Origin of the sequence: Syntrophotalea acetylenica (genome assembly GCF_001888165.1) — a bacterium.
Lineage (GTDB): Bacteria > Desulfobacterota > Desulfuromonadia > Desulfuromonadales > Syntrophotaleaceae > Syntrophotalea > Syntrophotalea acetylenica.
This window is the reverse complement of sequence record NZ_CP015455.1, coordinates 953737-976108: the sequence shown is the minus strand read 5'-3', so window position 1 is coordinate 976108 and position 22372 is coordinate 953737. Positions and strand designations below refer to the sequence as shown.

Below are 22372 nucleotides of genomic sequence, written 5' to 3'. Positions count from 1 at the left end.
TCTAGCCCCCCGAGGTGGTGACAAATACGGAATCATCGCTTTTCTTGAAAATGCGGACTTTGGATGTTTCTATTCTGGATCGCGAATCGTTGCGGGCCTGAGCCTCGATATTGATGCGGTAAAAATTTCCGGCAAATTCATCACCGAACTTGCTCCGCAGGGCCGCCGGCAGATCGCTGGGACCAAGGTTTTTGACCACGTTGATATCTTCATCATCGGACTTCACGAGTTCGGTCCCGGTGGCCGTGTCCTGCAGGTCGGCAAACCGGTCGGCAACCGTGGCACCCGCAACGGTTTCATCCGTATCGGTGACAAAATCATCGGTTCCCTCCTGCACCAGCGCCAGGTGGGTATCATCGGTTTCAAACAGGATGTCCGGGCTGGACGCATACTCCACGGCACGTTCAGCAGCGACAAAGGCATCGGCGGAGGAGCGGTAGTTGGTCGTAATCGCCAGATCGGTATTGGTCGCACTGAGGACGAGAATCCCCAGGATCGACAGGATGATGAGCATCGACATGGTCAGAACCAGGGCGAAGCCTCTTTCCGACCCCAATGATTTCTTTCCCGAAAAAATCATAATACGACCCCGTTATGAATTTTGACCGTCGTGGACAAGGTTCGCGTCTTGACGCCTGAAAAATTTTCCCGCCCGGTTCCCGTGGCATCGGTCTGCCCCGTGATGGTGATCTGCACGGCGACGATATCGTCCAGGGCGGAGGTGGCGTTGCCTCTGTTATCCAGGAACGCCAGGGCAATCCCCGATATATTGGTGGCAACAAGCTGAAAATCCTCGATGACGTTGCCATCCATGTCGCGCACGCGCCGTCGCAATTCGTTCATAGCGGGATCGCCGGAGGCACTGTCCACAACTTGATAGTCGATCTGAAGGGGAAAATCGTCATTTGCGGCGCCGTCAGGAATGCGAACCAGCAGGTCACCCGAACGGATCGTGCCGGCCACATACCCTCCCCCGGAGATGTCCAGGACCACCTCGTCGCCCGAGGGGGTTCCCGTTACCGGATAAATATCGGTAACAGGACTCAGATCGACAGCACGAAAAACCCGCACGGCGTCTCCATCGCCAAACTGCTGCATGGTTGTGGCAGAGACATCCAGTTCCAGATGAACGCCATTCACCGTTGCTTCCTCAATCCGGGCATATCCGTGAACGGAAGTTGCGCTGACCAGGGACAGCAACGGACGGCTGTCGCCGGCATCGTCATAATCCCCGTCGTTATTGGCATCCACCAGCATCTGATCCGGAGCGTTGATCAATGCCGACCGATCATCTGGCGTCAGGAACTCGGCCATGCGAATGTCCCGGGCCATGAAATCCAGCCCGGCCCGCAGGTTCTGTTGAACCTCGATGACATCTTCCTGGGTGTAGGCCTGACGCTGGGTCGCTATGAAGGTTGCATAGACGGCGGCCACAACAACCCCCATGATGGCCATCGCAACCAGTACCTCGATCAACGAGAATCCCCGCATATCTTTTTGACGATAACCCACAACGCCTCCTAACGCGTCCTTTTCATGGTCGTTCTGGAAACCACCCGTCCGCCGAAGGCATTGTCCGCAACGGACACTGTAATCCGGGAAATACCGGCGACCGGGGTGTTCACGGCGACAGCGTAGGTAGCGGAAAATCCATTTACCGGCAAGGTTTCGGGCCAGGCGGCAGCAGGATCCACGGTACTCGCGAAGATGGCGTCACCGGCATCGCGAGCCAGAAGATTTTGAACGATGCCATCCGCCAGCGCAACGGCGGCTGTCACCCGCTGCGAGGTGGAACCGCCGGTTATGGCGGTAATCTGCATGCCGGCCAAGGCCAGCAAGCCTATAGCGAAAATCGTGATAGCCACCAGAATTTCGACAAGCGTGAATCCGGACTCCTTTTTCCGAAACATCACCATGGGGATCGTCCTCATCAAAGTAAATTTTATTCGAGCCTGAAGGCCGAAGATCACTGCCGAAACGGTATCCGTTCGGGCATCTATCCGAAAAGGCCTCGCTCCCTGCGGCGGGATTGCCGCAGCATCTGCAGAAAACAGCCCGCTGCGGTGCCGATAAAGGATAAAGCAAAACCCGATCCAAAATACATTTTTTAACCATAATGAAAAAACATATGCAAAAACAAGAGATTAAACAAAAATTACAATCATGGCAACGCAAATTTTACCTGTCCGGGGACGCAAATTTTGCACACCCCTTCCGGTAATTGTCCGCCAGTTTGTATGCTTCCGGAAGCTCCGGAAGAACGCGGCGGAGGTTTTACCCGGGAGGCGCGTGATTATTCAGTTATGGCCGGAATCAGGGGGTTGCGCAGAGGTGCACACCCACAAAAGGAACTCAGGATTCGATGCGGTATTCCTTGATTTTGTACAGAAGCTTCCGCAAACTTATTTCCAGCAGCCGTGCAGCCTGGGTGCGGTTGCCGGCCGTAACGGCCAGGGCTTTGCGGATATACTCCTTCTCCAGACGGACAGATGCCTTTTTAAGCGAAAAATCTTTGCCATTTTTACGATTTTCGAACCGTCTGTCCAACGGCATCCCATCGATTTCCAGGGTGTCACCGCGGCTGAATATCATGGCGCGTTCTATGAAATTGGCCAATTCGCGAACATTGCCGTCCCAGTTCTGCCGACGCAGGACATCCAGCGCCAAGGGAGTCAGACATGGAGCGGAGCGTCCTTCGCGATCGGCTATGACACCGATGAAATGCTTTGCCAGAACAGGGATATCCTCCCGGCGCTCCCGCAGCGGAGGGATATTGATTTCCACCACCGCCAGGCGGAAATACAGGTCATCGCGAAACCTGCTTTTGGCCACCGCCTCGCGCAGATCCAGAGCGGTCGCCGCCAGGACCCTGACATCGACCTTCCTGGGGAGGTTTTCCCCGACGCGACGGATTTCTCCTTCCTGGAGCACCCGGAGCAGTTTGGGCTGCAACTCCAGCGGCAGCTCTCCGATTTCATCCAGGAACAGGGTACCGCCATCAGCTTCTTCGATGAGGCCGGGTTTCTGTTGCAATGCTCCTGTAAAAGCTCCACGGGAATGTCCAAAAAGTTCACTTTCGATCAGACCCGAGGCAATGGCTCCGCAGTTTATCGCCACAAAGGGGCAATCACCCCTGGCGCTTTGACGGTGCAGAGCGCGAGCCACCAGTTCTTTGCCGGTCCCTGTTTCGCCAGTGATCAGCACCGGGCTGAAAGACTGGGCCACCCGGGAAACCATCGCCATGAGATGCTCCATGGCCGTACTCTGAAAAACAATCTCGTGATTCGATTTTCCTCGTGACAGTTTTTTGCGCAGCAGGGCATTTTCACGCTGCAGCCGCAATTTTTGCTGGGCTTTGCGCAGAGCAAGGATCACCTCGTCCGGCTTGAAAGGCTTGGAGATATAGTCATAGGCCCCTGCCTTGAGGCACTGGATGGCCGTCTCCACGCTCCCGTAGGCGCTCATCATAATCACAATGCCACCAATATCCCGGGCTGCAATCTCCCGGAGGAACTCCAGGCCATCCATCTCCGGCATCCGGATGTCACAGAGGATGAGGTCATAGTCTCCGTGCCGCAGATAATCCAGGGCTTCGCGACCATCTTTGGCCTCGGTAACGCGATATCCCCCCTTTTCGAGAACCAGGCGCAGCATATGTCGCATGCCGGCTTCATCATCGACAATCAGCACATCATTTTTTTCATTACGCATCGCCGCTGTACTCCCGTCTCAAAACCACCTTGAAATGGGTTCCGGCCCCGATTTCACTTTTGACCTCGATCCTTCCCCCCGCCTCTTCCAGTACCCGCTGGCAAACGGCGAGCCCCAGCCCGCGCCCCTTGCCAGGGGCCTTGGTGGTAAAGAAAGGATCGAAAATATAAGGAAGGATCGCCTCGGGAATCCCCTGTCCATCATCGGCTATCTCCAGCCAGACCGTCTTGTCATCAAGCCCGCCCGACACGTGGATCTTGCCCTTGAGCGGCGATGCATCCCGCGCATTGACCAGCAGGTTGACAACAACCTGCATCAACCGGTGAGGCGCCATCCTTACAGACGGCAAGTTCTCGGGCAAATTGTCCACCAGCGTCACCACGTCAAACATGCCCTGGCGTTGCAGCATGGTCATGGCCTGGCGTGCCACAGGAGCGGGGTCAATGAGTTCTTCCCGATCGGGATTGGGTCTGGCATAATCCAGCAGGTCACGGACCAGATGGTCGATGCGCTCCAGCTCCGTTCCGGCATGATCGATGATCTGCCGTGTCCGACCTGGAGGCAAATCCATTTTGAGAACTTCCATATAACCGATCAGGGCCGACAGGGGATTGCCGAGTTCATGGGCCATACCCGCGGCAAGATGCCCGATGGAGGCCATCTTTTCCGAACGCAGCAGCGCATCGCGGGTCTCCTTGATCTCCCGGTTGGCCTGCTGCAGCGACCGGATATGTTCGTCAGTGCATCGGCGACTGTCGCGCAGGGTCTCGAGCATAAAATTGAAGGAGCGCGCCAGAGAGGCGATTTCCGCGGGGCCCTCTTCACTGACCTTTTCTTCGAGATTGCCGCCGGCCACCGCCCGCGTGGAAGCCATCAATTTTCGAACCGGCCCGGAGACATTTCGATTCAACTGGTAGAGACCGAACAGAAAAAGCACCGCACCGTAAAGAAACACATATGCGACAAGGATCTTCAGAGATGCGCGGACACGTAAGCCGATCCCGTTCAGGGGAAAGCGCATCTGCAGGACCCCGACGAAATTGCCCCGATCATACAGAGCCCGGGTAATTTTATAATATGAAGCAACGGCATTCGCCGAAGAAAGCCAGGCCTGGGAGTAGGAAAGAAAGCATTGGGAGCCTTGCAGATAGCGCACCGACGCAAGCCTCTGCGCCGAGTCCAAACCGACACCCGCGGCATCCTGCAAAACCATGGAATCGAGGTCAGTTCCCGTCCAACGCCAGACACCGGCAGCCGTCCCGTGGGGCAGGTGCTCGAACAGAGGAGCGGTGCGCTGCCGCAAAATATCGGTTCCCGACTCTGAACCGAGCATGTCGCCGAGGGTGCTGCCCAGAATTTCCGCCGTAATATTGAGGCTGGCAACCCGCTGATCGAGAAGTTCCCGCTCCGTCAGCTTAAGAATCAAAAAACCGCCGAACAAAAGAGCGGCACCCAGCAACATGGTCATATGCAGGATAATCTCGGTGCGTAAACCGAAAGCCCTGGCCATTCTTTCCCCCCGGAGCAGCCTGAATTAATTTACACTAAACAAACGCCAAAATAACACAAGCATCACCCGGGAACAATGAAATGATAAAATCTTTTGCAGACGTCAGGATGGCCGCCAAAACTGGCAGACGAGGCCAGCTCCGGACAAGAAACCGGGTAGCAGGGAATTTCCCGCGTGATTCCAGGACAACCGCTTTTTCATTATGGTGAATCGAGCGCCGTGACCACACTACAGCACAACATAAAAAAACTCTACATCTTCGCCTTCCTCAAGATGACCCTGTTTCCCATGGCGGTCATCACCCTGTTCTGGAAGGACCACATAGGCCTGGACCTGACGGAAATTCTGGTGCTGCAAGGGCTGTTTTCCCTGGCGAACGTGCTGATGGAGTATCCCTCGGGTTACGTCAGCGACCGGCTCGGCTACCGGGCAGCATTGACTGTGGCATCGCTCTTCGGCATTGCCGGCTGGTCTTTTTACCTGGTGGCGGAATCCTTCGCCGGGGCACTGCTGGCGGAATTGCTGCTCGGCGTCTGCTACGCCTTTATCAGCGGCTCGGACAGCGCCCTGTTGTTCGAGACGCTGCAGACCGACGGTCGCGAAGAACACTATGCGCGCTACGACGGACGCATGACCAGTTGGGGGCAGACCGGCGAGGCGGCGGGAGCGCTGTTCGCCGGGGTGATGTACGCAGCCTCGCCGGCCCTGCCCTTCGCGCTGCAGATCGTCATCTGGGTGCTGGCGCTGGGCATCTGCCTGCGCTTGCGGGAACCCCCCGCCGAACATGGCGACATCATCCGCTCGCACCTGCGCGAAGCGCTGGGGGTGTGCCGCTATGCCTGGCGCGAAAATCCGGCGGTGCGCACCACCATGATGTTCGGCACCCTGCTGGGTCTGGCCTCCTTTTATACGGTATGGATGATTCAGCCTTTCATGCAGCAGTGCCGGGTGCCCCTGAGCTGGTTCGGGCCGGTCTGGGCGGGCGCCAATTTGACCGTCGCGGCCTGCTCCCTGGCCAGCCATCGGCTGCAGGCGGCCATCGGCCTCCGCAACATGAGCCTTTTGTTCATCGGCCTGATTGTCGTTGCCTACGGCGGCCTGGGCCTGACCGCGGGAGTGGGAAGCTTTGCCTTCTATTATCTGCTGACCGCCATGCGCGGCCTGCAGGGCCCGATGATACGCCACCGGTTGCAGCAGGCCAGCGCCCGCCGCAACCGGGCCAGCATCCAGTCCCTGCACAGCCTGTCCTTCCGTCTCGGCTTCATTGTCACCGGCCCCCTGATCGGCATGGTGGCTGACAAGTGGGGGCTTGACAGTGCTTTTTTACTGCTGGCAGGAGCGTTTGCCGTGCTGCTGCCGCCCACGGCGAAAAAGTTCTTAACCCGCACCGCAACCTGAATTCTCAGCACCCAGCACTCAGCACTCAGCACTCAGCACCCAGCACTCAGCACTCAGCACCCAGCACCCAGCACTCAGCACTCAGCACCCAGCACTCAGCACCCAGCACCCAGCACCCAGCACCCAGCACCCAGCACCCAGCACCCAGCACTCAGCACTCAGCACTCAGCACTCAGCACCCAGCACTCAGCACTCGAGTTTCGTCCCCAACCCATCCGCCAGTTGTTCGAGAAACGATGCCGCATCCATGACAATACCGAGGGACTGGCGGCTGCCGCGATCCTGCAATTTGGTTACGACCGCCGGATTGACATCGACACAGACCGTTGCCACCGCCGCCGGCAGCAGATTGCCGGTGGCGATGGAATGCAGAGTCGTGCCGATCATGATTGCCATGCCGACACCGGGAATGAGGCCGCGCATGGCGCGCTGCGCGGCGAGCACGTCCGTGATCACATCGGGCAGAGGGCCGTCGTCACGAATCGAGCCGGCCAGCACGAAAGGCACGTCGCAGGTAATGCAGGCGTGCATGATGCCGCCGGCGAGGCTGCCATCCGCCACCGCTGCGGCGATCGAACCTGCCCCGCGGATGCGGTTGATGGCCCACAGGTGGTGGGCGTGCCCTTGGGGGCCGGTGCATCCGTCATCCAGGGGCACGCCCAAAGAGGTTCCAAACAGGGCCGATTCGATGTCGTGGGCCGCAAGGGCGTTGCCGGCGAACAGCACATCGATCCAGCCGTTGCGGATCAGGGCTTCCACTACCGGCCCGGCACCGGTGTGAATGATGGCGGGTCCCCCCACCAGCAGAAGCTTGCGCCCCGCCGCTTTCACGTTGCGCGCGGCCGCCACGATTTTCCGCATCAGTACCCGTTTGGGTTTTTCCGCCGACACGGCACTGGCCATAAAACGAAAATCCTGCTCCTGCCGGTTGCGGTCAGGATAATGCACACGCACCCCCTGCCCCCCGACCACAATGCGCTGACCCTTCCGGACATCGGCCATGGGGACGGCGTGCGCGCTCATGGCCTGCGGCTCCACGACGATGGCCAGGTCCATTTCCGTTCCCTCCACGGCAAGCCACTTCTCGCCCACCAGCACTTGCGTGGGCAGGTTGGTGGTAGCGTAAAACCGGTCGGGCAAAACGCCATCGGCGGGCGCTTCATGCAACACCGCAGGCTTTGCCTGCAGCGCCACAGCTCCCAGCAGGGAGATTTCGCTCAGCACCGCGGTGAGAGTGGCCTGGTCCGGTGCGCCGATGTTCAACAGCACCGTGCTTTCATCCCTGCGGGTGCGGCCGATCGACAGTTCAGCAATTTCCCAGCTACCCCCTGCCAGTTCCACGGCATCGAGCACCCGTGACAGGATCTGCCGGTCGATAACATGGCCCTGCAACTTCACCTGCTGCTCTGACATAACCGCCCTCCTTCAAAAACGGCGCCGCCTGCTTCCTGGCCTGTGATGTTTACCCTGGCACGCGATGCCCCGCATACGGTAGAATAAAACCGGTTGCAAACGAAAGAGATCCCGACATGATCGATGCCCTTGCCCTTCTGGACAAATACTATCCTCCCGGCAGTGACGCCCACAGCATCCTTGTGCGCCACAGTCGAAGTGTCGCCGCCAAAGCCGCCCGTGTTACACGATGCCTGCCCGCCGCAACGGTGGACAAGGCGTTTGTTATCCAGGCGGCCCTGCTGCACGACATCGGCATCCGTTTCACGGCCGCGCCGGCCCTGGGATGTTTCGGCGAACTGCCTTATCTGTGCCACGGCCTGAAAGGACGGGAAATCCTCGAAGCTGAAGGGCTGCCACGCCACGCCATGGTGTGCGAAAGGCATATCGGCGTCGGCCTGACAGCGGCGGAAATCCGTCGGCAAAACCTTCCGCTGCCATGCCGCGACATGGCGCCGATCACGCTGGAGGAGCAGATCGTCGCCTACGCCGACCTGTTTTTTTCCAAAGATCCGGCCAGGGATGGCAGCGAGCGCTCCGCCGATCAGGTCCGGAATGCCCTGATGCGTTTCGGGACGGATAAGGTCGCTATTTTCGATCAGTGGCACGCTATGCTCGCCGTCTGACAAAGCGGTTTCAACGCCACCGCAACCTTCGAAAAAACGGCCGCCTCCCCCGGGGAAAGACGGCCGCTTCCACATGCGTTGCGCTATGGTTCCATCTCGTCAAACTGCAAGTACCGATAAATCTCCTCTTCCCGTGGCGCTATGCGATCCTGATAAACACTGAAATACCTGTCCGGGGTAGGAATCCGCCCCAGGGTCGCCACGATGGCCGCCAGTTCGGCGGAGCCCAGATACACCCGCGCATCATCACCGAGGCGGTTGTCGAAATTGCGCGTCGAGGTCGAGAACACCCGGGCGCCGGCCGGAACCCGGGCCTGGTTGCCCATGCACAGGGAGCAGCCGGGCATCTCGATGCGGGCACCGACAGCGCTGAAAATCGCCAGGCGGGCCTCGTCACGCAGTTGCCGGTAATCCATCCGGGTCGGCGGACAGACCCAGGTGCGCACCGCGGCATTGAAGGAACGGCCCTCCCACAGAGCCGCGGCTGCCCGAAAATGGCCGATATTCGACATGCAGGAACCGATGAAGACATCATCGATAGCCTCCCCGGCGATCTCCGACAACGGGCGCACATCGTCCGGATCGTTGGGACAGCATACCAGCGGTTCCTTCAGCTCATCGAGGTCGACTTCGATAACGGCCGCGTAACCGGCGTGGGCATCGGCACGCAGCAGCCGGGGCTCGGCCAGCCACTGTTCCACGGCGGAAATGCGCCTCTCCAGGGTTTCGGCATCTTCGTAGCCATCGGCAATCATACTCTTCATCAAGGCCACGTTGGAGCGCAGAAAAGCCGCGACCCGCTCTTCCGAAAGCTGGATGCAGCCGGCGGCGGCGCTGCGCTCGGCGGCGGCGCAGGTCAGCTCGAAGGCCTGCTCTACGGTCAGGTCATCGAGTCCCTCCATTTCGAGAATGCGCCCGTTAAAAATATTCTTCTTGTTCTTTTTCGGAACAGTCAGCAGGCCCTGGCCGATAGCCGCATAGGGCACGGCGTTGACAACGTCCCGCAGGGTAATGCCCGGCTGCAGGCTCCCCCTGAAGCGCACCAGCACCGATTCCGGCATATCCAGAGGCATGAAGCCGAGCGCACCGGCAAAAGCCACCAGCCCCGACCCCGCCGGAAAGGATATGCCGACGGGAAAGCGTGTGTGTGAATCGCCGCCGGTGCCGACGGTATCGGGCAACAACAGGCGATTGAGCCAGCTGTGAATGACGCCGTCTCCCGGGCGCAGTGCCACGCCGCCACGCTGCGACATGAATGCGGGCAGCGTGCGGTGCATTTTTACGTCGGCAGTCTTGGGATAGGCTGCCGTGTGACAGAAGGACTGCATGAACAGCGGCGTCTGAAATTTAAGGCAGGCCAGCTCCTTCAGTTCATCGGCCGTCATCGGCCCGGTGGTGTCCTGGGATCCGACGGTGGTCATGCGTGGCTCACAGGCGGTTCCGGGCAGGACGCCGGGCAGGCCGCAGGCTCTGCCCACCAGTTTCTGTGCCAGGGTATAAGCCTGATCCGGTGGCGGCACGGGATTGTCCGGCCGGGTGAAAAAGCTTGCCGGCTCCAGGTCGAGAGCCTTTCGTGCCCTGTCGGTAAGCGCCCGGCCGATGATCAGCGGGATGCGCCCGCCGGCCCGGTATTCGTCGGGCAGGGTATTGGGGGACAGGTCAAAAGTCGTCAGCAGCTTGCCTTCGGCATCCAGGATGCGGCCGGCCAGCGGTTCGATGATCACTTCATCGCCATGCGCAACTCGGTCGACGTCGGCACGGATCGGCAGCGCGCCGGAATCCTGCGCGGTGTTGAAGAAAATCGGCGCGATGGCGCCGCCGATAATCACCCCGCCGCGCCGTTTGTTGGGCACTCCGGGGATATCCTCGCCGATATGCCACAGCAGGCTGTTGCAGGCCGATTTGCGGGACGAGCCGGTACCGACCACATCTCCGGCGAAAGCGATCTGGTGGCCTTCCCTGCGCCAGCGGGCGATGGTTTCGATGCCGCCGACGAAACGGCTGTGCCCCATGCTCAGAGCGTGCAGGGGGATATCCGGCCGGCTCCAGGCATCCCCTGCAGGGGAAAAATCGTCGGTGTTGATTTCGCCTTCAACCTTGAAAATCTTTACCCGAAGGCGGGCGGGGATTTCGGGGCGGGAGTGGAACCAGTCAGCCCGCGCCCAGCTTTCGATCACCTGCCGGGCAAAAACGTTCTCCGCCGCGAGCTTTTGTATGTCTTCAAAAGCATCGTAAACCAGAATCAGACCGCTCAGGGCACTGGCCGCCCGTGACGCCAGCTGGTCATCCCGCAGCGCCGCCATCAGCGGTGCGATGTTGTATCCCCCGAGCATGGCGCCCAGCAGACGAATCGCGTCTTCCCTGCCGATCAGCGGGCTGCTCGCCACGCCGCCCAGGATTCGCCCCAGAAACTCAGCCTTGACCTGCGCCGACGGGTCGACGCCGGGAGATATGCGGTTTTCCAGCAGGTCAACCAGCAGGGCTTCGCGACCGGCAGGAGGAGCGGTCAGCAGACGGCAGAGCTCCTGGGTCTGCGGCACATCCAGCGGCAGCGGCGGGATCCCCAGAGCGGCCCGCTCATCAACATGGTGCAGGTATTCATTGAGCATGGAATATCTCCTCGTATGTTTAAGGCATCGGAAACGGCCGATTGCCTACACCTGTTTAAATGTAAGGACATATGTGTATGCGGTCAAGCGCCGTCTGTCACCGCGCCGGATTTCCCCGCTGGTACTGAAACGCCCGCCCGGATCGGCTCCGGACGGGCGTTTGACAGCGTTTTTTCGAGAGATCTTACTAAGGCTGCATGTTCATTGCTGCTGATTCGGCGTAATGGTAATAGCGACCCGACGGTTCATCTGGCGGCCGGACTCGGTGTCGTTGCCGGCAATCGGCTTGCTTTCACCATAACCGACAGTCGTCAGTCGCGCCGGAGCGACGCCGTAACCGACCAGGACATTTTTAACCGATTCGGCACGTTGCCGGGACAGGGTCATGTTGTACTGTTCGCTGCCACTGCTGTCGGTGTGCCCGGCGATCAGGATATTGGTCTGCGGGTAGTTGTTGAGCACACCGGCCACCCGCTGCAGCTCGTCATAGCCTCCGGGCTTGACCGTATAGGAGTTGATATCGAACAGAAGATCGGACTTGAAGGTCACTGCGAGCACATCGGCGTCGCGCTGGATGCTGGCCCCTTCAACCCCGGCCAACTGCTGGCGCATGCTATTCTCCTGTTTTTCCATGTAGTTGGCGAAAAACCCGCCGGCCGTCCCCCCCAGCGCCGCGCCGATACCGGCGCCAATGAGAGTGCCTTCGGTGTCGCCACCGATCAGCTGACCAAGCCCGGCGCCGACAGCGGCACCGGTACCGGCGCCGACGGCCACGCCTTTCTGGGTACCTGTCATCGGCTGGCTGCAACCGGCCGCCAGCAGGGATATCAGCGCAAAAACCGTGAACATTTTTTTCATAAACTGCTCCTTCCATGAATGAATGGGTGGTAAGAACAAGCGTGCCGATCGCACAAATCATCTATCACATGGGTTGATTTCCGGCATGTATCCGCCCGGAAACGCCAGAGCGATACCGCGTGGGTTCATATGCAAGGCGAGCCATTTTTCGTTGTGGCAGACAAACCCGCGGATTGACGCCGCCATGGCCAAAAGGGCCATTTCAGGATGAAAGCTAGCATGCTTCCCGGAAAAAGCAAAGTCTAATAATGGCGACACATTGCCCTCCGGAAAAAACCGTACGGGCTTTTTGCTTCGTGGACTCAGACGAAGAACAGGCCGATAAGTTTACCTGAAAAACGACGGGCATCCTCATCTGGATAACCACAACCCAATCAAGCAAAGTATAGCATCGCCTGGCCGCACCGTAACGAACACGAGGCGCCTTTTGCCGCCCGGCGTTTTGCGATGCAAGGGTTAAATCTTGAAACACGCTTGTTTTCCATGCTAGTTTGACAGTTTGTGAAAAAGGGTATCTTTCTACAGAGGTGAACCGATGAAAATACAGAGACAACAGGTTGAGCACGTCGCGAAACTGGCACGGCTGGCCATGACGAAGGCGGAACTGGACACCCTGACGGGCGAGATGGACGCGATTCTCGATTATGTCGAAAAGCTCAATGAGCTGGACACGGACCATATCATCCCCACGGCCCATGCCGTGCCGGTGGAGAACGCCTTCCGCGAAGATGTCGCGGGCGCATCCATCGGCACCGAAAAGGCTCTGCTGAACGCCCCGGAAGCAGGAGGCGACTGCTTCGTCGTTCCCAAGGTCATCGAATAGGTTTCCGGCCCGCGGCAACCGGACGCCGCGGCTCCGTGCGACGCATACAAGATACAGGAGAGCAACATGGCATTAACGGATCTGACCATCCACGAACTGCAGACACTGCTGAAAAACCGGGAAGTCTCTTCCCGCGAACTTACCGAAGCTTTTCTGACGCGCATCCAACTCACCGACGCCCAGATCGGTGCCTACATAACCCTTTGTGAAGAACCGGCACTGAACAGCGCCGATGCCGCCGATGCGCGGCTGGCCGCCGGCAATGCCGCCGCACTGACGGGCATCCCGCTGGCGCTCAAGGATATTTTCGTTACCGCCGGGACCCGCACCACCTGCGCCTCAAGGATCCTCGACAACTTCATCCCCCCGTATGACGGCACCGCGGTGCGCCGGCTCAGGGAACAGGGGGCGGTGCTGCTCGGCAAGCTGAACATGGACGAATTCGCCATGGGCAGTTCCAATGAAAACAGCGCCTTCGGCACGGTCAGAAACCCCTGGAATCAGGCATGCGTGCCCGGCGGGTCGTCGGGCGGGTCGGCTGCCGCCGTGGCGGCGCGCCAGGCGGTGGCGACCCTGGGCACGGACACCGGCGGATCGATTCGCCAGCCGGCCTCCCACTGCGGCGTGGTCGGGCTCAAACCGACCTACGGCCGGGTGTCGCGCTACGGCGTCATCGCCTACGCCTCCTCCCTCGATCAGGTCGGACCGCTGACCCGCGACGTGGAAGACTGCGCCATCATGCTCGGCGCGGTGGCCGGTTACGACCCCGCCGACTCGACTTCCGTCAACCTGCCGGTGCCGGATTATCAGGCTGCGCTCCGTCAGGGAATCAAGGGCCTGCGCATCGGTCTGCCCAGGGAATATTTCATCGAAGGGCTCGATAAAGACATCCGGCAGTGCGTCGACAAAGCCATCGCCACCCTGCGGGAACTCGGCGCCGAACCGGTGGAGGTCTCCCTGCCCCATACCGAATACGCCGTGGCCTGTTACTACCTCATCGCCACCGCCGAAGCTTCCAGCAACCTGGCCCGCTACGACGGCGTGCGTTACGGCCGGCGTGTGGATGAGGGGCGAGGCCTGATCGACATGTATATGCAGAGCCGCGCCGCCGGCTTCGGACCCGAGGTCAAACGCCGCATCATGCTCGGCACCTACGCCCTGTCATCGGGTTATTACGATGCCTACTATCTCAAGGCCCAGAAAGTGCGGACCCTGATCCGCCAGGACTTCCTCGACGCGTTCCATCAGGTCGATGTCATTCTCACGCCCGTGGCGCCGACACCGGCATTTCGCATCGGCGAAAAAACCGCGGATCCGCTGCAGATGTACCTGTCGGACATCTTCACCATTCCGGTCAACCTCGCCGGCACCTGCGGCATCAGCGTGCCCTGCGGTTTCTCCCGGAACGGCCTGCCCATCGGCATGCAGCTCGTCGGCCGGCCGTTTGACGAGGCAACGATCCTGAAGACCGCCCATGCCTACGAGCAGGCAACCGACTGGCACCGTCACAAGGCGCCTCTGTAGCCTCGGCATCGACCATGATATTCGTGCAGCAACGGGCCGGAACCGCCCGCTGCCCGCATGCGGAAGGAATCGACCATGAAATCGCGCTATGAAGTTGTCATCGGACTGGAAGTCCACGTTCAGCTCACCACCCAAACCAAAATCTTCTGCAACTGTTCCACGGCCTTCGGCAACCAGCCCAACAGCCAGACCTGCCCGGTATGTCTCGGCCTGCCCGGCGCTTTGCCGGTGCTCAACCGCAAGGTGGTGGAATACGCCATCAAGACCGGCCTGGCCACCAACTGCGGCATCACCCCACGCTCCATCTTCGCCCGTAAAAACTACTTTTATCCGGACCTGCCCAAAGGCTACCAGATTTCCCAGTTCGAACTGCCGATCTGTGAACACGGGCGTCTCGATATCGAGGTGGATGGCCGATCCAAATCGATCGGCATCACCCGCATCCACATGGAGGAAGACGCCGGCAAACTGCTGCACGACAGCGGCGACACCTCTCGGGTCGATCTCAACCGCGCCTGCACGCCGCTGCTGGAGATCGTCTCCGAACCGGACATGCGTTCCTCCGACGAGGCCATCGCCTACCTGAAAAAACTGCATCAGATCGTGGTCTATCTTGGCGTCTGCGACGGCAACCTGGAGGAAGGCTCTTTCCGTTGCGACGCCAACGTATCGATCCGCCCCTGGGGGCAGAAGGAATTCGGCACCCGCGCCGAACTCAAAAACATCAACTCCTTCCGCTTCATCAAGCAGGCCATCGACTACGAGATCGAGCGCCAGACTGACATCCTCGATGACGGCGGCAGGGTGGTGCAGGAAACCCGCCTGTTCGACACCGCCAGCGGCACCACCCGCTCCATGCGCGGCAAGGAAGAAGCCCACGACTATCGTTACTTCCCCGATCCCGACCTGGTGCCGCTCATGGTTTCGGCCGACCTGGTGGAGCAGATGCGCCGTGAGCTGCCCGAGCTGCCCGAAGCCAAGATCGCCCGCTTTATCGGCGAGCTCGGCCTCGCCCGATACGATGCCGAAGTGCTGGCCGCCGACCGCGCCATGGCCGAATACTACGATGCCCTGGTGGTGCTCAACGGCAATGCCAAGCTGTGCGCCAACTGGGTGATGGGCGAGCTGCAGCGCGCCCTGAACGATTCGGGCATGCGTGTCGCCGACTGCCCGGTAACCCCGCCGATGCTGAACGGCATGCTCAGGCGTATCGACGACAATACCATCTCCAACAAAATCGCCAAGACCGTCTTCGATGCCATGTGGCAGAGCGGCAAGGACGCTGACGCCATTATCGGGGAACAGGGTCTGAAGCAGGTCACCGACACCGGGGCCATCGAAGCCGCCATCGACGCTGTGCTGGCCGCCAATCCCGGTCAGGTCGAGGAATACCGCGCCGGCAAGGACAAGCTGATAGGCTTTTTCGTCGGCCAGGTCATGCGCGCCACCAAGGGCAAGGCCAATCCCGCGGCCCTGAACGAGCTGCTCAAGAAAAAACTGGCGGGGGAGTGAACCAGCTGCTTTTTACAGGAGTTGTCCATGTCCATCAGACCCATTGAATATCGGGACGGAGCGATCCGCATGATCGATCAGCGCCTGCTGCCGACGCAGGAGGTGTGGATCCGATACCGCGACTATCAAAGCGTGGCCGAAGCCATACGCAGCATGGTGGTTCGCGGCGCGCCCGCCATCGGCGTGGCGGCGGCCTTCGGCGTCGCTTTCGGCGCCCGCGACATCGCGGCGGCCGGCTTCGGAGAGTTTTACGCCGAACTGGAAAAGGTGTGCGCCACCCTGGCCGCTACCCGGCCCACGGCCGTCAACCTGTTCTGGGCGCTGGACCGCATGCGGACCCGCGCGCGACAGCTGGCCGGCAGCCCCCTCGACGACATCCGCACAGAGCTGCTGAACGAAGCGCTGGCTGTCGCCGCCGAGGACGAGGCCATCAACCGCGCCATGGGCCGCCACGGCGCGGTACTGATCCCCGACGGTGCACGGATACTGACCCATTGCAACGCCGGCGCGCTGGCCACCGGTGGCTACGGAACGGCTCTGGGCGTGATCCGGGCCGCGGTGGAAAGCGGCAAAAGCGTCAGCGTACTGGCGGATGAAACGCGGCCGTTTCTGCAGGGCGCCCGCCTGACGGCCTGGGAGTTGCACAAGGATGGCATCCCTGTCACGCTGATCTGCGACAACATGGCCGGCGCGCTCATGCGCCAGGGAGAAATCGACGGCGTCATCGTGGGCGCCGACCGCATTGCCGCCAACGGTGATGTGGCCAACAAGATCGGCACCTACAGCGTCGCGGTTCTGGCCAGAGAACACGGCCTGCCCTTCTATGTCGCCGCGCCGCTGTCGACCATCGACCGCAACATTGCCGACGGCGACCAGATCCCCATCGAGGAGCGGGACGCCATCGAGGTCACCCACTGCGGCGCCACCCGTCTGGCTCCGGAAGGCATCCGGGTGCGCAATCCCGCTTTCGATGTCACTCCGGCACGGCTGGTGACCGCCATCATTACCGAGCGCGGGGTGGTTCGTGGCGATTACGTCGCCGGGCTGGCCCAGCTTTTCAGGGAGCATCGCTGAGCCATGAGCCCGGAGCAACTGTCGGCCCGACTGGAATCCCTTTGTGTCCAGGGAGATGAAAAAACCCTGGCCACCGTTGCCACCGATCTCGGTTTTTCCGAGGGTTCCAAAACAGCCGCCAATCTTCTGTGTCTCTACCCCTGGGCGGGCAACGGCGCCGCGCTCGCGCGCCTTGCCCGCCAGGCGTTGACCGCGGCCGACCCCGACCAGGCTCTAAACGGTCTCGAACGTCTGGCGGGGATGCTGTCCCCGCTGGACCGGCAGGACCTGTTTTCCCGAAACGAAGCGTGCGGCATGCTGCTGGTGATGCTCGGCGCATCGACCTTCCTGACCAATATCCTGTGCCGGCGCCCGGCCCTGTGTCGCCCACTGTTTGTCGATGACCAACTGCTGCGGGGCAAGGACTTCGACCGCATGCTTGCCGAGCTTCAGCAAACCGCGCCGGGTCCCGGAAATTTCCCGGAACTGCAGAAACAGCTGCGGCTGTACAAACAACAGGAAATCCTGCGCATTGCCGGCCGGGATCTTAACGGACTGGCCTGCCTGACGGAAACCACCGCCGAGCTGTCCGACCTGGCCGCAGCCTGCCTGCAGCGCGCCGTCGACATCTGCGGCAACCTGCTGCAGGCGGAACACGGGGTGCCCCTTGTCGCGCCGTCCGCGGATGCGCCGGCCGCCCGTGCTGAATTCGTGGTTCTCGCCATGGGTAAATTCGGCGGCCGCGAACTCAATTTCTCCTCCGACATCGACCTGATTTACTGCTATTCGAATGATCGCGGCACCACAACCGGCATTCCGGACGAGCACGGAGGCTTGAAAAACCAGCTGATATTGCATCAGTATTTCGTCAAACTGGCGGAACTGGTCACCCGCGCCATCGGTCAGCGCACCGAAGACGGGGTGGTCTTCCGGGTCGATCTCAACCTGCGCCCGGAGGGCAGGAGCGGCGAAGTGGTCAACTCGCTGCGCGGCACCGAATCCTATTACGAAAACTGGGGACAGAGCTGGGAGCGCTGCGCCATGCTCAAGGCCAGGCCGGTGGCGGGCTGCCTGGAACTCGGCGAGGAACTGCTGCGCTATCTGGATCCATTCATCTACCGGCGCTACCTCGATTACACCATGATCGAGGACCTGAAAATAATGAAGCAGAAGATCGACCGCAACCTGACACGTGAAAGGGAGGGCGAGCTCAATCTGAAGCTTGGTCAGGGCGGCATTCGGGAAATCGAGTTTTTTATTCAGGCCATGCAGTTGATCCATTCCGGCAAACATCCGGGCCTGCGCGAACGGAATTCCCTCAAGGCACTGAGCCTGCTGCGCCGCGAAGGCCTCGTCGATGAAGAAACCTACGATATTCTGTCAGCCGCCTACGTATTTCTGCGCAACACCGAACATCGCATCCAGGTAGAGCAGGAGCGGCAGACCCACAACCTGCCGCGCAACCCCCGCGAGCTGCAACTGCTGGCGCGGCGCTGCGGCCATGTCGATGGCTCCGCATTCCTCAGTGAGCTGGAGCATCACCGTGCCGGGGTGAAGGCGATCTATCACGACCTTTTCTATACCGGAGAGGAGGAAGCCGCCGCCGAGGTCGGCCGCGAGGTGCGCATGCTGCTCGACCCTGCCCTCGACAGCGATCTGGCCAAGGATGTCCTTGAGGAAAAAGGTTTCGGCAACCCGGATGCCGCCTATGAAAATCTGCTGACCCTGCGGGACGGGCCACCCTTCGTGCGCCTGTCCGCCCTGGGGCGCCGGCATCTGGAGCGGATCGCGCCGCTGCTGCTGCAGGAATGTCTCGATTCCCCCGAGCCGGACATGGCGCTGGGCAATCTGGAACGCTTCCTGTCGGGGCTGCATGCCCGCGCCACCTTTTACGCCCTGCTGGCCGAAAACCGGCAGATCCTCAAGCTGCTCATCTCCCTTTTCGGCACCAGCCAGTTTCTGTCGCGCAATCTCATTTTGCATCCTGAAATCCTCGATATGCTGGTGGCCCGGGCTCACGCCGTGGAGCGCAAGTCCCGTGCCGACATGGAACAGGATCTCGGACGTCTGCTGCAACTGGCACCCGACTACGAGAGCCGGCTCGACGCCCTGCGGCACTTCCGCAACGAGGAGTTCCTGCGCATAGCGCTCAACGACCTGCACGGCCGCATGCCTCCCCAGGAAGGCCCGCGGCAGCTCACGCAACTGGCCGAGGTGCTTCTCGACAAGGCGGTGTCCATCGCCCGACAGGAACTGCTGCCGCGCTTCGGGCTGCCCATGTGCCGGCAACAGGACGGTTCCCTTGCGGAAGCCGGTTTTGTCATCATCGGCATGGGCAAGCTTGGCGGCCGGGAGATCACCTACCACTCGGAGCTGGACATTATTTTCATCTTTGAGGGGGAAGGAACAACGGTTGCAGCACCGCAAACCGATCCGCGGCGGTTTCGCCGGCGCGACAACCGGGAATATTTTGCCCAACTGGCGCAGCGCATTATTTCCATCCTCAGTCTCACCACCCGCGAAGGGTATGTCTACCGGCTCGATACCCGGCTGCGCCCTTCCGGTCACCAGGGCCCCCTGGTCACCAGCCTGGACGCCTACCGCGCTTACCACGCGTCTTCGGCCCAGTTGTGGGAGCGGCAGGCTCTGATCAAGGCCAGGGTGGTGGCCGGCACGGGGCCTCTGGCCGACCGCGTCGCTACCTACAACCGGGATATTGTTTATCATCAGCCCCTGCCCGCCGGTCACCGGAATGAAATTTACCAGCTGCGCCAGCGCATGGAGCAGGAACTTGCCCGGGAAAATGGCGGCCGCCTCGACATCAAAACCGGCCGGGGGGTATGCTCGATGTCGAATTTCTGGTTCAGTACCTGCAGTTGCTGCATGGTGGCGGGCACCCGTCACTGCAGACGCCCAATACCCTTGAAGCCCTCAAGGCACTGCGCCGCGACGGGCTGCTGGAAAAAACCGAATACCGTCTGCTGGCGGGCGGATACCAGTTCCTGCGCCGGCTGGAGAGTCGCCTGCGGCTGGTCCACGATCAATCCATCAACACTTTTTCCGGTGACAGCGCCACCCTGGCAAAGCTGGCACGGCGCCTTGGCTATGAGCAGGCCGGCGCCGACCGGCAACTCATGGCCGCCTACCACAACGCCACCGAAAATATCCGCGCCATTTTCAACCGCTGCCTGGGTGCCGGCGACAGCCGCGAGAGCTGAATCCCGGCGGCGCCCCCCCTCCCTTCAATCCGGACACCAGCGGAAACGCTACGATGAAGGCTTCAGTCGATGCGAATTTGCCGGCCCTCAAACCCGACGGTCTGTCCGGAGCGGATTTTACACCTTTTGCGCAATTCCACCTGACCGTCAACCGTTACCTGCCCCTGAGCCACGGCCGTTTTCGCCATGCCGCCGCTACCGCACAGCCCCGTCACCTTCAACAGGCTGCAAAGTTCGATAAATTCCTGTCCCCGCAATTGGAAAATCTCCATGATCTGTTGTGTCCCCCTTATGGAATGCGTGCGAAACCGGCTGTCATTATGCCCGCGGCCCACCTTGCGGTCAATCGCAAGTCAGGGGCAAATGCGGGCTTGCGGTCCCGGTGCCGCCTGTGGTACCAATGCCAAAATTTTGTACCTGGAGAGACACCATGATTCACCTTACCAATATCACCAGACAACACGGATCACAGATCCTTTTCGATGGGGCCAGCTTTCAGATACCCGCCGCGACACGCACCGGCCTGGTCGGCCCCAACGGTGCCGGCAAGACCTCCATTTTCCGCCTGATCACCGGCGAGGAAATGCCGGACCGCGGTGAAATCAGCTGCGCAAAGAAAGCCGTCATAGGCTATTTTTCCCAGGATGTCGGCGAAATGTCCGGACGCTCCGCCCTTGAAGAGGTCATAGCCGCATCGGCGCGCACCGTGGAACTCGGACGGAGAATCCGCGAAATGGAAACGGCCATGTGCGAACCGATGCCGGACGATGCCCTGGCAGACCTGCTGGAGCGTTACGGCGACGCCCAGCAGGAATTTGAACACCGCGGCGGCTACGAGCTTGAAAACCGTGCCAAAGCGGTTCTGGCCGGCCTCGGCATCGATCCGCAGGCCCAGGCGCGGCCGGTTGAATCGTTCAGCGGCGGCTGGAAAATGCGTATCGCCCTGGCCAGAATCCTGACCCTGAATCCGGATGTACTGCTGCTCGACGAACCGACCAACCATCTCGATGTCGAATCGATCGTCTGGCTGGAGAACTGGCTGGCGGAAGAATACAGTGGCGCGCTGCTGATGACCAGTCACGACCGCGACTTCATGAACCGGCTGGTAAGCCGCATCGTGGAAGTCGGCAACGGCACCATCACCACCTACGGCGGCAACTACGACTTTTATCTGCGCGAACGCGAAATCCGCCGCGAGCAGCTGCTGGCCAGCTTCCGCCGCCAACAGGAGATGCTGGCCAAGGAGGAAGAATTCATCGCGCGTTTCGCCGCCCGCGCTTCCCATGCGGCGCAGGTCCAGTCACGGGTCAAAAAGCTGGAAAAAATCGAGCGCATCAAACTGCCGCCGGAGCAGAAGGTGGTTCGCTTCGAATTCACGGAACCGCCCCGCAGCGGCGACGACGTCGTCGTCATGCAGGATCTCGGCAAGACCTGGGATCTCCCCGAAGGCGGCGGCAAGTCTGTATTCGGCGGCGTGTCGGGCCTCATCCGGCGCGGCGAAAAAATCGCCGTGGTCGGGGTCAACGGTGCCGGCAAGTCGACCTTTCTCAAGGTTCTGGCAGGACACACCGCCCCCTCGGCCGGTGCGGTGACTATCGGTGCCAACGTGCATGCCGGTTATTTCAGTCAGCATGCCATGGATATCCTCGACCCGGGCAGAACCGTTCTGGAAACGATCAGCGAGGCCCTGCCCACGGCCAGCGTCGGGGTGGTGCGCAACCTCTGCGCCGCCTTTCTGTTTCAAGGTGACGATGTGGATAAACGCATCGAGATCTTGTCCGGAGGCGAAAAGAGCCGCGTGGTGCTGGCTACCCTGCTGGCCCGGCCGCTCAATCTCCTGATTCTCGACGAACCGACCAACCATCTGGATATCGTGTCCCGCGAAGTCCTTCTGGATGCGCTGAAACGGTTTGGCGGCACCGTGGTGCTGGTCAGCCATGACCGGCATTTTCTGCGCAGCCTGGTCGACCGTGTTTATGAAATCGACCACGGCCGCATGCTGGCCTATGAAGGTGATTACGATTATTACCTGCAAAAATCCGGGCAGGAAGCCGTTTCTATCACTCAGGCCGTTTAAA

At 60.7% G+C, this 22372-nt stretch carries 17 protein-coding genes and 1 pseudogene; 9 read left to right on the top strand and 9 right to left on the bottom strand.

Translation table 11 applies throughout. The features are described from left to right. Position 1: 1 nt before the first annotated feature. From A6070_RS04430 to A6070_RS04410, 5 genes are all read right to left on the bottom strand, one after another. Positions 2–556 (bottom strand): hypothetical protein, encoded by a 555-nt coding sequence (locus tag A6070_RS04430; RefSeq protein WP_145926416.1) that lies wholly within the window; start codon positions 554–556, stop codon positions 2–4. A gap of 20 nt (positions 557–576) precedes the next feature. After that, positions 577–1512 (bottom strand): PilW family protein, encoded by a 936-nt coding sequence (locus tag A6070_RS04425; protein ID WP_072287234.1) that lies wholly within the window; start codon positions 1510–1512, stop codon positions 577–579. An 8-nt stretch (positions 1513–1520) separates the two neighbouring features. Then, positions 1521–1916 (bottom strand): type IV pilus modification PilV family protein, encoded by a 396-nt coding sequence (locus tag A6070_RS04420; RefSeq protein ID WP_072287233.1) that lies wholly within the window; start codon positions 1914–1916, stop codon positions 1521–1523. 436 nt (positions 1917–2352) lie between these two features. Beyond that, positions 2353–3711 (bottom strand): sigma-54-dependent transcriptional regulator, encoded by a 1359-nt coding sequence (locus A6070_RS04415; protein ID WP_072287232.1) that lies wholly within the window; start codon positions 3709–3711, stop codon positions 2353–2355. Continuing rightward, entirely contained in the window at positions 3704–5221 is a 1518-nt protein-coding gene (locus A6070_RS04410; protein WP_072287231.1) for a sensor histidine kinase, read from the bottom strand. The genes A6070_RS04415 and A6070_RS04410 overlap by 8 nt, the downstream gene beginning before the upstream one ends. Positions 5222–5440: 219 nt before the next feature. Here A6070_RS04410 and A6070_RS04405 point away from each other — a divergent pair, with 219 nt between their 5' ends. Beyond that, on the top strand, positions 5441–6619 hold the full coding sequence (locus A6070_RS04405) for an MFS transporter (RefSeq protein ID WP_072288131.1): 1179 nt from the start codon (positions 5441–5443) through the stop codon (positions 6617–6619). A 186-nt stretch (positions 6620–6805) separates the two neighbouring features. Here the strand turns inward: A6070_RS04405 and A6070_RS04400 are convergent, their stop codons facing one another. Beyond that, positions 6806–8032 (bottom strand): ornithine cyclodeaminase, nickel-pincer nucleotide-dependent, encoded by a 1227-nt coding sequence (locus tag A6070_RS04400; protein ID WP_072287230.1) that lies wholly within the window; start codon positions 8030–8032, stop codon positions 6806–6808. A 116-nt stretch (positions 8033–8148) separates the two neighbouring features. Between A6070_RS04400 and A6070_RS04395 the strand changes: the two genes are divergently transcribed. Beyond that, positions 8149–8697, top strand: coding sequence for an HD domain-containing protein (locus A6070_RS04395; protein WP_072287229.1), 549 nt, complete (start codon positions 8149–8151; stop codon positions 8695–8697). 83 nt (positions 8698–8780) lie between these two features. Here A6070_RS04395 and A6070_RS04390 read toward each other — a convergent pair whose 3' ends face one another. Together A6070_RS04390 and A6070_RS04385 are read right to left on the bottom strand one after the other, a co-directional pair. Then, complete coding sequence (locus A6070_RS04390; RefSeq protein WP_072287228.1) at positions 8781–11306, bottom strand: bifunctional aconitate hydratase 2/2-methylisocitrate dehydratase; 2526 nt, start codon at positions 11304–11306, stop codon at positions 8781–8783. Positions 11307–11507: 201 nt separating this feature from the next. Then, positions 11508–12164, bottom strand: coding sequence for an OmpA family protein (locus A6070_RS04385; protein ID WP_072287227.1), 657 nt, complete (start codon positions 12162–12164; stop codon positions 11508–11510). A 535-nt stretch (positions 12165–12699) separates the two neighbouring features. Between A6070_RS04385 and gatC the strand changes: the two genes are divergently transcribed. The 6 genes and pseudogenes from gatC (at position 12700) to A6070_RS15985 (ending at position 20294) form a co-directional block, all read left to right on the top strand. Further along, positions 12700–12987: an Asp-tRNA(Asn)/Glu-tRNA(Gln) amidotransferase subunit GatC gene (gene gatC / locus A6070_RS04380; RefSeq protein ID WP_072287226.1), complete on the top strand. Its 288-nt coding sequence runs from the start codon at positions 12700–12702 to the stop codon at positions 12985–12987. Between the two features lie 66 nt (positions 12988–13053). Continuing rightward, entirely contained in the window at positions 13054–14511 is a 1458-nt protein-coding gene (gatA, locus tag A6070_RS04375; RefSeq protein WP_072287225.1) for an Asp-tRNA(Asn)/Glu-tRNA(Gln) amidotransferase subunit GatA, read from the top strand. 75 nt (positions 14512–14586) lie between these two features. Beyond that, positions 14587–16023 (top strand): Asp-tRNA(Asn)/Glu-tRNA(Gln) amidotransferase subunit GatB, encoded by a 1437-nt coding sequence (gene gatB / locus A6070_RS04370; protein WP_072287224.1) that lies wholly within the window; start codon positions 14587–14589, stop codon positions 16021–16023. Positions 16024–16050: 27 nt separating this feature from the next. After that, a complete protein-coding gene (mtnA, locus tag A6070_RS04365) occupies positions 16051–17097 on the top strand; it encodes an S-methyl-5-thioribose-1-phosphate isomerase (protein ID WP_072287223.1) in 1047 nt (348 codons plus the stop codon). A 3-nt stretch (positions 17098–17100) separates the two neighbouring features. After that, positions 17101–19854 (top strand): annotated as a pseudogene (glnE, locus tag A6070_RS04360) (bifunctional [glutamate--ammonia ligase]-adenylyl-L-tyrosine phosphorylase/[glutamate--ammonia-ligase] adenylyltransferase); the annotation flags it as partial. A gap of 62 nt (positions 19855–19916) precedes the next feature. Further along, positions 19917–20294, top strand: a complete 378-nt coding sequence (locus tag A6070_RS15985; RefSeq protein ID WP_236718923.1) for a [protein-PII] uridylyltransferase family protein — start codon at positions 19917–19919, stop codon at positions 20292–20294. A 62-nt stretch (positions 20295–20356) separates the two neighbouring features. On the opposite strand, the gene A6070_RS04355 is transcribed toward A6070_RS15985, so the two are convergent. Continuing rightward, on the bottom strand, positions 20357–20566 hold the full coding sequence (locus tag A6070_RS04355; RefSeq protein WP_072287221.1) for an RNA-binding S4 domain-containing protein: 210 nt from the start codon (positions 20564–20566) through the stop codon (positions 20357–20359). A gap of 158 nt (positions 20567–20724) precedes the next feature. Here A6070_RS04355 and A6070_RS04350 point away from each other — a divergent pair, with 158 nt between their 5' ends. Beyond that, positions 20725–22371 carry an ABC-F family ATP-binding cassette domain-containing protein gene (locus A6070_RS04350; RefSeq protein ID WP_072287220.1) on the top strand — a complete coding sequence of 549 codons (1647 nt, stop codon included), beginning with the start codon at positions 20725–20727 and terminating at the stop codon, positions 22369–22371. Position 22372 lies beyond the last annotated feature (1 nt).